This is a genomic window from Hyphococcus aureus, assembly GCF_042643165.1.
GTDB lineage: Bacteria > Pseudomonadota > Alphaproteobacteria > Caulobacterales > Parvularculaceae > Hyphococcus > Hyphococcus aureus.
The window spans coordinates 147034-158692 of sequence record NZ_JBHRSH010000002.1 but is presented as its reverse complement, the minus strand read 5'-3'; the positions used below and the strand labels follow the sequence as shown (position 1 = coordinate 158692).

General features: G+C 59.6%; 10 protein-coding genes. 6 read left to right on the top strand and 4 right to left on the bottom strand.

What is annotated here, in order from left to right; translation table 11 throughout:
* Positions 1-3 precede the first annotated feature (3 nt).
* From ACFOOP_RS13750 to ACFOOP_RS13725, 6 genes are all read left to right on the top strand, one after another.
* Entirely contained in the window at positions 4-420 is a 417-nt protein-coding gene (locus tag ACFOOP_RS13750) for a hypothetical protein (protein ID WP_379881691.1), read from the top strand.
* Between the two features lie 113 nt (positions 421-533).
* The gene (locus ACFOOP_RS13745) at positions 534-1376 is read left to right on the top strand and encodes a 2OG-Fe(II) oxygenase (RefSeq protein WP_379881690.1); all 843 of its coding nucleotides are present in this window, start codon (positions 534-536) and stop codon (positions 1374-1376) included.
* Positions 1377-1574: 198 nt separating this feature from the next.
* Complete coding sequence (gene secG, locus ACFOOP_RS13740; protein WP_379881689.1) at positions 1575-2069, top strand: preprotein translocase subunit SecG; 495 nt, start codon at positions 1575-1577, stop codon at positions 2067-2069.
* 86 nt (positions 2070-2155) lie between these two features.
* Positions 2156-3787, top strand: a complete 1632-nt coding sequence (gene pyrG, locus ACFOOP_RS13735; protein WP_379881688.1) for a CTP synthase — start codon at positions 2156-2158, stop codon at positions 3785-3787.
* A 161-nt stretch (positions 3788-3948) separates the two neighbouring features.
* Complete coding sequence (locus ACFOOP_RS13730; RefSeq protein WP_379881687.1) at positions 3949-4650, top strand: VPLPA-CTERM sorting domain-containing protein; 702 nt, start codon at positions 3949-3951, stop codon at positions 4648-4650.
* 126 nt (positions 4651-4776) lie between these two features.
* A complete protein-coding gene (locus ACFOOP_RS13725) occupies positions 4777-5619 on the top strand; it encodes an SDR family oxidoreductase (RefSeq protein ID WP_379881686.1) in 843 nt (280 codons plus the stop codon).
* A gap of 7 nt (positions 5620-5626) precedes the next feature.
* Here the strand turns inward: ACFOOP_RS13725 and ACFOOP_RS13720 are convergent, their stop codons facing one another.
* The 4 genes from ACFOOP_RS13720 to ACFOOP_RS13705 form a co-directional block, all read right to left on the bottom strand.
* Positions 5627-7120, bottom strand: coding sequence for a Ppx/GppA phosphatase family protein (locus ACFOOP_RS13720; RefSeq protein WP_379881685.1), 1494 nt, complete (start codon positions 7118-7120; stop codon positions 5627-5629).
* Positions 7121-7208: 88 nt separating this feature from the next.
* Positions 7209-9389 (bottom strand): RNA degradosome polyphosphate kinase, encoded by a 2181-nt coding sequence (locus ACFOOP_RS13715; protein WP_379881684.1) that lies wholly within the window; start codon positions 9387-9389, stop codon positions 7209-7211.
* Between the two features lie 35 nt (positions 9390-9424).
* A complete protein-coding gene (locus ACFOOP_RS13710; protein ID WP_379881683.1) occupies positions 9425-10102 on the bottom strand; it encodes an HdaA/DnaA family protein in 678 nt (225 codons plus the stop codon).
* A gap of 121 nt (positions 10103-10223) precedes the next feature.
* Complete coding sequence (locus ACFOOP_RS13705; protein WP_379881682.1) at positions 10224-11615, bottom strand: DUF2066 domain-containing protein; 1392 nt, start codon at positions 11613-11615, stop codon at positions 10224-10226.
* Positions 11616-11659 lie beyond the last annotated feature (44 nt).

The window sequence follows — 11659 nt, the reverse complement described above, 5'->3', positions numbered from 1 at the left end:
GCCATGTCTGCAAAGCCGCGAATGCTTGTTTGGACATTTATTTTCGGCCTTGCCTTCAACATCCTTGGCTGGCTGGGCAACAATCTGTTGCTCGGCCAGTTGTGGGATGAAGCCGGCGCCGCGGCGCAGGCAGGGTTCGCCGCGCCGTGGCCGCCACTGATTAAAGAAGGAGTCAGCCTGTTTTCAGACTTCATCTATGCATTCGCCCTGGTCTGGGTTTTTGCGAACGCCAGGGAAAAAAGCGTCGCCTTCGCACTCAAGCTGGCGTTTGTCATTTGGCTTGCCGGAGCGGCGCTGGTTTACCTTGTGATGGTTAATTCCGGCTTCCTGCCGCTGGAGATATCGGTCAAAACCTCGCTTCTGGCGCTTGTAATCTTCCTCGCGATGGCGCCGTTGCTGCCCGCAGTCATCAAAAAATAACTGCAACTCTTTATTTTCACACGCATTAACTTGACGTTTGTCAATGCGATACGGCCTGTTCTATGCATGCTGACGGACAGTATCGTAGTGAGTGAATAAAGGCGCGAAGTCCCATGTCGTATCTTCCCAGCAACCCGCAAGACCGGACCCTGTTTGAGTTCGATGCGGTCAAGGATCTCGGCAAAGAGCTGAACGAGACCTATGTCTCGGGGGATCCGTTTCCACATATCGCCATCGATGACTTCCTGCCCGAAGACCTGGTCAAGATGTGCATCGAGCAATTTCCGACCCGCCCTGACCCGGGCAGCGAGAGCTTTAACCGCGATCAGGAGCGCTACAAAACGAGCTATCATCCGGACAATATGGCGCCGGCGCTGCGGCACCTTTTCTATGCCTTCAACTCGCGCCCGTTCATCCGGGTCGTTGAAAACATCACCGGCATCAAAGGCCTTCTTCCCGACCCCTTTTTCCTCGGCGGCGGTTTCCATGAGACCCGCCAGGGCGGCCATCTCGACATGCATGCGGATTTTAACCACCATAAGCCGCTCAATCTCGAGCGCCGGGTCAATGTCCTCATCTATCTCAACCCGGACTGGAAAGAGGAATATGGCGGACAGCTGGAACTGTGGCGCACAGACATGTCCGAACAGGTCCAGTGCATCGTGCCTATCGCCAATCGCTGCGTGATGTTCACGACGACAGGCCAGTCCATGCATGGCCACCCCCAGCCGGTCAATCATCCCGGCGGCGGCGCGCGCAGGTCCATCGCCCTCTATTATTACACCTCCACCTGGGATGAGACCAAGGCGTCGAAAACGACCCAGTTCTACGCCCGGCCAGGCACTCATGACCGTTATGACTGGCATGTGCGGTCCGATGAAATCCTGCAGGATTTCCTGCCGCCGGTGCTGATGCGTCAGGTGGCCCGGGTCCGGCGCAAGCTGGCGCGGCACTAAAACCTTACGAATCCTAGGCTGCGGAAGGCGGGGCCTGTCTCCGCTTTCTTCTTCTTTCCGTTGGCGGCCTTGCGAAAAGCAGGGGTTTCCGTTATGTCCCGGCCCCTTCCGCCGGGCCCCGCTTGCCTTCCTTTGACATCGCGGCCCGGCTCCCTAAATAGGCTCAGCAAGCCCGGCCGCAGCGCCAAGAGAGTTATCATGACCGCCGTCATCCTTACGATTCACACCCTTATCGTGATCGCCCTGATCGGCGTCGTCCTCCTGCAGCGCTCTGACGGCGGGGCGCTCGGCCTTGGCGGCGGCGGTGGCGGCGGCGGTTTCATGACCGGCCGCGGCGCGGCGAATGCGCTGACCCGCACCACCTCTATTCTGGCCGCGGCGTTTTTTGCGACCTCACTGATTCTCGCGATTCGCGCCGGCGGCGGCGAAGACGAGGATCGCGTGATCGACGAGCTGACCGGCGCGAACGCTCCGGCGGCGGTGGAAACCAGCACCGATCCAGCGGATATCACCGCTGAAGACCTCATGAACTCGCTTGGCGCAGAAGAGGCCGAACAGGCTTCGGACGAGCCCGCGTCAACTGAAGACCTGTTACAGGGTCTCGGCGTTGAGACCCCAGCCGCTGACGAGGGCGACGCCCCGGCGGCGCCAGCCGACGAGACCCCGGCTGAAGAAGAAACCCCGCAAAACTAGGGTTTTCTTTGCGCAATCCCTGGCTTTTTCAGCTTCTTCAAAAATAGCGTTTGATCGGCGCGGAATCTTCGCTAAGACGGAACTCCATGGCGCGGTACATATTCATTACCGGCGGCGTGGTGTCGTCTCTCGGAAAAGGTGTTGCTTCGGCGGCGTTGGGCGCGCTCCTTCAGGCGCGTGGCTACAAGGTTCGTTTGCGCAAGCTCGACCCTTATCTGAATGTCGATCCCGGCACTATGTCGCCCTATCAGCACGGCGAAGTCTTCGTAACCGACGACGGCGCCGAGACCGATCTCGACCTCGGTCATTATGAACGGTTCACGGGCGTTTCCGCCTGCAAGGGCGATAACGTCACAACCGGTCAGATCTATTCGAATATTCTCGAACGCGAGCGGCGCGGCGATTATCTCGGCGCCACCGTGCAAGTCATCCCGCATGTGACCGACGCCATCAAACAATTCGTGCTGTCCGACGCTGGCGGCGCGGATTTTGTGTTATGCGAGATCGGCGGCACTGTCGGCGACATCGAGGCCTTGCCTTTCTTCGAGGCAATTCGCCAGCTCGGCAACGAATTGCCGCGCGGTGACGCCGTCTATGTTCACCTGACCTTGATGCCGTTCATTCCGTCGGCGGGCGAACTTAAAACCAAGCCCACCCAGCATTCCGTGCGAGAATTGCGCGCCATCGGCATTCAGCCTGATGTCTTGCTCGTGCGCGCTGACCGCGACATTCCGCAGGACGAGCGCCGCAAGATCGCGCTGTTTTGTAATGTGCGATCCTCCGCCGTGGTGCAGGCGCTTGACTGCCGGACGATTTACGAAGTGCCCCTCACCTACCACAAGGAAGGCTTCGACAGCGAAGTCCTCGACGCCTTTGGCGTCAAGAACCCACCGGAACCCAAACTCGAAGGCTGGCAAAATATTGTGGAGCGGATCACCGTTCCTGATGGCGAGGTCACCATTGCAGTCGTCGGCAAATATACGGTTCTGAAAGACGCTTACAAATCCTTGATCGAAGCGATCGCCCATGGCGGTATCGCCAACAATGTGCGCGTCAATATTGAATGGATTGAGAGCGACAAGTTCGAGAAAGAAGAAGAAGCGATTTCGGCGCTCGAAGGCGTCCATGGCATTCTTGTGCCCGGCGGCTTTGGTGAGCGCGGCGCGGAAGGCAAGATCAAGGCGGCCCAGTTCGCCCGCGAAAAGGAAATTCCCTATTTCGGCATCTGCTACGGCATGCAGATGGCGGTGATTGAAGCAGCACGCAATCTGGTCGGTGAGAAAGACGCCAGCTCCTCGGAGTTCTCACATTGCGGCAAACCCGTTGTGGGCCTGATGACCGAATGGGTGCGCGGCAATGAAACCGAAACACGCAAACAGGACGGCGATCTTGGCGGGACCATGCGGCTCGGCGCCTATCCGGCGAAACTGAAACCGGGCAGCCGCGTCGCGGAAGCTTACGGCGCGACAGAAATCTCCGAGCGCCATCGTCACCGCTTCGAGGTCGATATGGCCTGGGCGGACCGGCTCGCGGCGCATGGCGTCATCTTTTCCGGAACGTCGCCCGATGGCGAATTGCCGGAGATCATGGAGATTCCCGATCATCCGTGGTTCATCGGCGTGCAGTATCACCCCGAACTGAAATCTCGGCCCTTCGACCCGCACCCGCTTTTTGCGTCCTTCATCGACGCCGCGGTCAAGCGCTCCCGTCTCGTCTGATCAGCCTCAATCGCTCGCGTTAAGCTGTGTTTAGCCGCCGTTTTCGCCCTTGAGGCGAAATATGGGTACATTTTGGAAAAAATTTGTCTCAAATGCGGAACGAAGCCCGTCTCCCGGCGTTGTCTCTTCATGTGCAGTTCAAAAACCGGGAGACGCCAATAATGAAACTTCGCCATCTCGCCATCGCCGCAGCCACGCTCGCCGCCAGCACTGGCGCGGCCCACGCAACCACATTTGTTTTCAAAGGCGACGGCAACAATGTCACGCCGCTTGGCGCAGAGGGCGTCGATTTTGTCCGTGACTGCGGCACGGTCGGCTCTGACTATTGCACGGTCGATCACGCCGCTGGCTTCGATTATCAACTCGACGGCGTCAATCTCAATGTTGTCGCCTTTGCCGATGGCGATCCGACCCGTCTTATTCAGGATGTCGTTCCAGGCGATTCCGGTCTCGGCGCCTATTCAGAATTGAACCCCAATGATGACCAGACCCAGTTCGACACTGGAGAATCAATCGCTTTTAATTTCGATGAAATGGTTACTCTGAATGACGTCGAATTCAACGCCGGCGGCGATGTCAATTGTTCGAGCTTCGGCAGCGAAGGCCCCTGCGGTGACTTTCGCCTGACCATTGACGGCATGGTGATCGGCGTTATCGCCGCGCAGGATGTCATCTCTTCCCTCGGCACCGGCATGTCATTCCTGCTTGAAGCGTTGACGCCCGAAGGCGGTTTTTCCATCGCCCAGTTGACTGTGAACGCAAGTGAAGTGCCGGTTCCGGCCGCACTGCCGCTGCTCCTGTCCGGACTTGCGGGACTTGGTTTCGCCGCCCGCAAACGCCGCGATCCGCTCGTCGCGCAATAATCCACTCCCCTCGAGAAGCGCAAACTGCGCCGCAGCTTGATGCTGCGGCGCTTTTTTGTGTCTTTGTTTTGCGTCGCACACCGGCGCGCATTAGACTTAACTAGGTTTCAACAGGAGATTGTCGCCTTGCTTCAATCCGTGCTCATTACAGGCGCCTCCAGCGGCATCGGCGAGGAATGCGCCGTATTCCTCGCCCATAAAGGCTTTCGCGTCTTCGCCGCCGCCCGCCGCATCGACAAGCTGAAAGAACTGACCGCTGTCGGATCAGGGCGCATCACCCCGCTGCAGATGGATGTCACCGACAAGGCGTCTATCGATAATGCCCTCAAAATCATCGCTGATGAGGGACTGACCCTTTACGGCCTGGTCAATAATGCAGGCGCGGCGATGATGGGACCGGTTGAACGGCTCCCCCTCGATGACTGGCGCAGCGTTTTTGAAACAAATGTTTTCGGCCTTGTCGCAGTGACGCAGGCCGTGCTGCCGCAAATGCGCGCAGCCGGACGCGGACGCATCGTCAACATCGGCTCGCTCACCGGGCGCATCGCCTCGCCATTTCAGGGCGCCTACGCCGCCACCAAGCATGCGGTTGAAGGGCTTTCGGATTCGCTCCGGCGCGAGCTTGTGCCCCATGGCGTCAAAGTCTCCGTTGTCAGGCCCGGCGCCATCAATACGCCTTTCGGCCATCACGAAGCAGAGATGCTCAACAAATACGAAAATGACGATCCTTACGGGGATCAGGTGCGCGCCTTTAAAGCGTGGTTTTCAAAGCAGCATCCGAATGCGCCCTCGCCCGTGGTTGTCGCTGAGGCCGTGCATCACGCGCTCACGGCGGAAAGCCCGCATTCGCGCTACACGGCCCCGTTCAAAATGTCTTATGCGCTAGCGCTTCGTAACTTGCTACCGTCAGGCGTCACTGACCGCGTCCTGGAGCGCGTCAACGGACTTGATAAATTTCGCAAAAAATAAGCGGCCGCTAATCGTCATACTGTTCCACCGCGATCGCGTCGAAGGCGGCGGCGAGCGACACAAAACGGCGGCGCGGTGTCTCGCCCATCAACGCCTGCCGATCCGACGGCGCGCGGAAAATGAGTTCGCCTTCGCGCGCCTCAAGACTGCATCCCTCCAGCGCGGCTGTTGCTTTCGGTGCGATGGCGGCGATGAAACGCAAGGCGAGTCCGAATTGGGTCGCTCGTCTTTGCGCCTCTTCCGAGAGGAGCGCCATTGCATGTTCATTCGGCGGCGCGGCTGAACGTCCCTGATGGCGCCGGAACAGGGCCAGCGCCATCCATAAGCGCTCCTCGTGGCTGACGCTCGCGAATGGCGCGCGCAACGCCGTATCGAAAGCATGGCGTCCGCGCATATCGGGGTGAAAATAGGCGCCGATATCGCACAACAGCGTCGCCCCCCGGCGCAGCCGCGCACCATCGGGGTCATCGAGCGAGAACAAAGGTTCGACAACGCCGAAAGCTTTCTCCCCAAACGAAGGATCGGGTGCAAGGCGGTCGGCATAGAACTGGCAAGCATCGAGGAACGGATCGGACCCGCGTTCTTCCGGCGACAATTGCCGGTAAAGAAGCCCCTCGCGCACCCCGCCCGAGGACATACACACCCGCTTCGCCTTCATCCGTGTAATGACAGTTCTTAAAACAGTGGCGGCCAGCGGCAAGGTGTCGATGCGCCGGCGCGGAATCCCCGGAATTTCCTCCAGCGATTTTCGGCTCTGGCGCGATACGAGATCGCAGATTTCAATCGCCTGCGCCGGGGTCAGTTCATAATGATGCAGCACCGGCAACGGATAGTTTTTGAGACTCATGTGAATGCGCGCCACGCCGCGCCAGGCGCCGCCCACGGCATAAAGCGTGTCAAAGGCGCCCTTCTCCAGAAACGGCACAGCGTTCAGATGGTCATTGATGAGACCGGCGGCGACTTTCATATCGCCATTCGAAGCATGCATGAGGCTTAAAGGACCGATGGGAAGGCTGAGGCGCTCCCCCGGCTCACCATTGTCAAGAACCGCGAGCTCGAGACTGCCCCCGCCCATATCGCCGACCAGCCCGGTGGCGCCAGGCTCCACCGAGACGACGCCAAGCGCGGCGAGCTCGCCCTCCTCGGCGCCGGAAATCACCTCCACTTCGAAACCGATGGTCTGCGCGGCCTCAACAAAGCGCGCGCCATCCGCCGCTTCGCGCACAGCCGAGGTCGCAATCACGGTGACCGGCGGGCGTCCGAGATCATCAAGCACATGGCGAAAGCGTTTCAGGGTCGCGAGCGCATCCTCGACAGCCGCCGGATTGAGCCCGCCCTCCGGCGTCATGTCGCGCCCAAGCCCGCACAAGGCCTTTTCGTTGCAGATTGGCATCGGCGCGCGCGGAGGGCCATCATAAACGACAAGACGAACGGAGTTTGATCCGATATCGACGACGGCGCGGCGTTTGCTCGCCGGGGAAATGTCATTACGCGAAATCATGCCTTAAGGCGCATTCTACTCGGTCCGGCCTCTCGCCGCTATCGGTCACCTTTTCCCGATTCGCGGAGCCCAGACCGGTTTTCGGCTGTTATTTCCGCCGTTTGAGCTCGCGCGGAGCGTTTAATTCCAGAGCAGCGCCGCGACCCGACAGAGACGGGTTGGTCATCATATAGGTGTGGACGTTAAAGGGCTCGCCCTCACCGCTCGGTTTCACCCGCTCATATGACCCGTCCGGCAGCAATTTCCAGCTCTGCGCCTCGTCATTGAGGTTCGCCACCATGATGTAATCGAGGATCTGGCTGTGCACCGTAGGATTATCGACAGGACAGAACACTTCGACGCGGCGATTGAGATTGCGCGGCATCATATCGGCTGAGGAGACGAAAATTTTCGCCTGAGGATTGGGCAGGCTGTCGCCGGCGCCGAAACAGTAAATGCGGGCATGCTCAAGAAAGCGACCGACAATGCTCTTTACCCGGATATTTTCCGAAAGTCCCGGCACGCCCGGCCGCAAGCAACAAATCCCGCGCACCACAAGATCGACCTGAACGCCGGCGTTAGACGCTTCGTAAAGCTTGTCGATGATCGCCCCGTCAACGAGCGCGTTCATCTTCATCCAGATCGCCGCAGATTTTCCTTTCTGGGCGTTCCTGATTTCCTTGTCGATCAGCTTGACCATATGCGCGCGGGCGTTGAGCGGCGCCACTGCGAATTTCTCAAAGCTTTCCGGCGCCGCATAGCCAGTGATGAAGTTGAAGACCTTTGCCGCGTCGCGTCCGATTGCAGGATCGCAAGTAAACAACGAGAGATCGGTGTAAATTCTTGCCGTGATTGGATGGTAATTTCCGGTGCCCACATGGGTGTAAGTGCGCGTGCCGGTTTCTTCCTGACGGACGACGACTGACAGTTTCCCATGTGTTTTATATTCGAGGAAGCCGTAGACCACATTGACGCCGGCGCGCTCCAGCGCCCTTGCCCAGCGGATATTCGCCTCTTCATCGAAGCGCGCTTTCAATTCCACAAGCGCGGTGACGTTCTTGCCCATTTCCGCCGCTTCGATGAGCGTTTCAACAATCGGCGACTGTTTCGAGGTGCGATAAAGCGTTTGCTTGATGGCGACGACTTTCGGATCGGCCGCCGCCTGCTTCAGGAACTGCACAACGACGTCGAAGGACTCGTATGGGTGGTGAACGAGAATATCCTTGGCGCGGATCGCCGAAAAACAATCGCCTCCATGTTCGCGGATGCGTTCGGGAAAACGCGGCTCGTAAGGCGCAAATTGCAGATCGGGTCTGTCGCCGGGGATGAGCCCGTTCACTTGAGCCAGCCCCAGAATGCCGTCCACGAGAATCACGTCCTGCGCGGTCGCCTGAAGGCGCTCGCGAATAAGATCACGCAAATGTTCCGGCGTGCCGGAATCGATTTTCACGCGGATGACGTCGCCGCGGCGGCGGCGCTTCAGCATTGTCTCGAATACGCGCACGAGATCTTCGGCCTCTTCCTCGATCTCGACATCGCTGTCGCGCAACACGCGGAACGCTCCATGAGACATAATCTCGAAGCCGGGAAAGACATGATGGATGAACCGGACGATGGTCTTTTCAAGCGAGATAAATCGCGCGGGCGGGCGGGTGTCGTCCCCGGTTGGCGTATCAGGCAGCCGGATAAACCGGCCGATCTTCACCGGCACCGGCAATATCGCCTCCATGGGCTGACCGTCGGCGCGGATCAGTTCGAAACACAAGGCAAAGCCCAAATTCGGAACGAATGGAAAGGGATGCGCCGGATCGAGCGCCAGCGGCGTCAGGATCGGAAAAATATTCGCCTGAAATTCTTCTTCGAGCCATGCGGAGTCTGCGTCCGTCAATTCATCTTCATCGACAACGATGACGCCCGCCTCGCGCATCAGCGGCTTCAATTCGCGCCAGCAGCGTTGCTGTTCATTCATCAAGGCGGCGGCATGCTCGGAAATCATGGTAAGCTGTTCTTGCGCCGAAAGGCCCTCCTGACTGACCGCGGAAACGCCTTCGCGCACTTGTCCGCGCAGACCCGCAAAGCGCACCATAAAGAATTCATCAAGGTTGCTTGCGGAGATCGAAAGAAATCTCAGCCGCTCAAGCAGCGGATGATTTTCATTGAAGGATTCTTCGAGAACACGGCCGTTAAAGGCGAGCCATGACAGTTCCCGGTTGATAAAGCGCGATGGCACGTCAGGCGCAATCCGTGCGGCGCCTTCAACAAGCTGTCTGGTTCCGTCGTCCGCAGCCACAGCGGCCTCTCCTTGTCAGCATCACGAGAGTTCTTTTATGCCGCCGGATCGCCTTCAGAAAGGTTATCAAGGAGTTTTTGAACCAAAGGAGTGGTGATTTTCCGCTTTTCTTCCAGTGCGGCCCGGTCGGCGAGCGCAACAAATGCGCGTGCGGCCGCAAAAGTGCGCGGCAGGCGCGGCGCGGCGTATTCGATGACCGCCGCCGAGACCGCCACTTGCCGGTCGCGAAAACCCTTGGCGATCACCGCCCGGATGAGCTCCTCATCGGGGTCGGCGAGGTTCGCCCGGGGGGCCGCCTCAAGCCGGGTCCGCAAATCCTTAAGGCCGCCGGACCAGAGCCCGGGATGCCCCTCACCCACCAACAGGAAGCGCCGGCCCTCGGCCGCGCCGCTCTCAAACGCCGCCAGAAAAGCGTGAGGGTCCTCCGCCGGCATATTGTCGATAATTGCGAGGCCGTCGCCATAGGGCGCAGCGGCGAGCGCATTCGCCGTGAGCGTCGCGGCGTCGAGCCCCTCGATCAGGGCATGGGCGAAATGCGTTTTTCCGGCGCCGGAAGGCCCGCACACGACCAGAGCCGGTTCTGAGGATTGAAGCCAGGCCTCGCCCGCGCGCCACGCAGCGTCATTGGACTCCGCCCGCACGAAAGACGCCCGATCGTAACGCGGCGGCGTTTCGGGCAATTCAAGCGGAAGCTGGCGCGCCATAGAAGACATAAAAGTCAGCTCTGATTTCAGTCACCGGGGATTTCGCCCACAAATGGCCTCCGCGCAACGGGAAGTTATCACCGTCCCTGTCTGCGCAGCGACGCTCTCGCCTTCGCCGTGCTCGCGAAAATCAATAACGTGTGGCGGGCGCGTCTTCGTCATAGGACGCTGGCTGCACCGGCACAGCTTCAACGCCCGCGTCACCAAAACGCTGCCCGCGCCGGCGGGAATTGCCGCGCACCTGCTGCGCGGTCGAAGGCGTCGCCACCATCCAGCGTTCGCCATCCTCGGTCCACAAGGCAAGCCCCTGTGCTTCCATGGTGACGATAAGCTTGTCAGGATCGCCATAGGCGCGAACCAGCATTTCAGCGCCATTGCGAGACAGCGAGCGCACCTGCACCGAGCCCACAAGCGGGGTCGAAATCAGCGCTGAGCGGATTTTCGCCCATTCATCGAGAGAGCGGAAATAGGCGCTCGCTTCCAGCAGGGCGGCCTCAGTGTGGTCGATCAGCGTCTGCTCTTTCCAGGGCTTTGCGTGCTTGGCAATCACGACTTCGATGGCTTCCTCCGCAAGGGTCGGAAAATTGCCGGACGGACGCGTGAACCACGCTTCAGCCAGCACATCGCCCACCTTGGCGGGATTGAAACTGTTGGTCGCCGGTCCCTGCAACGCCCCGCCGAATTCTTCAGCGCCAGTGGCGCTAACACGGTTCAAAATATCATCTTCGTCGTTCAGCTCGGCGGACTCGCGGAATCCGTTAATCAGCCGCACGCGCAATTTATATTCGCCTTCGGCCTGTTGAAGATAAGCATGGGCAACGATCACCTGGCTCACCGAATAACGCTCCGCCATGCGCGCGAGCGCATCCGTATTCAGCGCGAGCGCCTGACGCGCGCTGATAACAGCGCTGTCTTCGAGATCGCCGAGCGGCGCCGTCATCGGCGTCAGCTCGTTGTTGTAAGGGCGCACTTTCCACGCCGCCATCCAGGGATTGTTCTCCTCCCAAAGATAAAGACCGGTCGCGGTTTGCAGCACCGGCAGGACGAGCGCGGTGCGGGTCTGCGCCTCAGAATAGGGAATCCCCGCTTCGCGCAGGAGACGGCGCACCGAGGCTGGCTTGAACCGGTATGTGATGAAGGCGCGATAGGTGTTGGCCGAGCTTTTCTCGTTATAAACCTCAAAACCGGATTCGAGATCTTCCAGCGTCTGGTTGCTGAGCGGGATCACGGTGCGATCGACGACAGTTGCGGTGGGTCCGTCTGGCGAAACAGTCTCGGCGTCAGCGCCAACGCTGGGCAGATAAGGCCAGTCATCCTCAATCGTCAGGCGGCGCAGGAGGATTTCAATGGCCTTCTGGCGGCCCTGGCGCTGGGCGATGGTTTTCGCCGCCGTGGCGTTATCCGCTTGGGCCTGAACCGTCACGCGGGGCACCACGAAAACGTCGTCGCCTGCCGCCCATGCCGCAGAAAGGGTTGCCGCAACAGCAGCCAGGACCAGCAATGCACGCTGAATTATGGTCATTCAAAACTCCGATTCCGTCCCCTCGGCGAGTATAGCCGCCAATT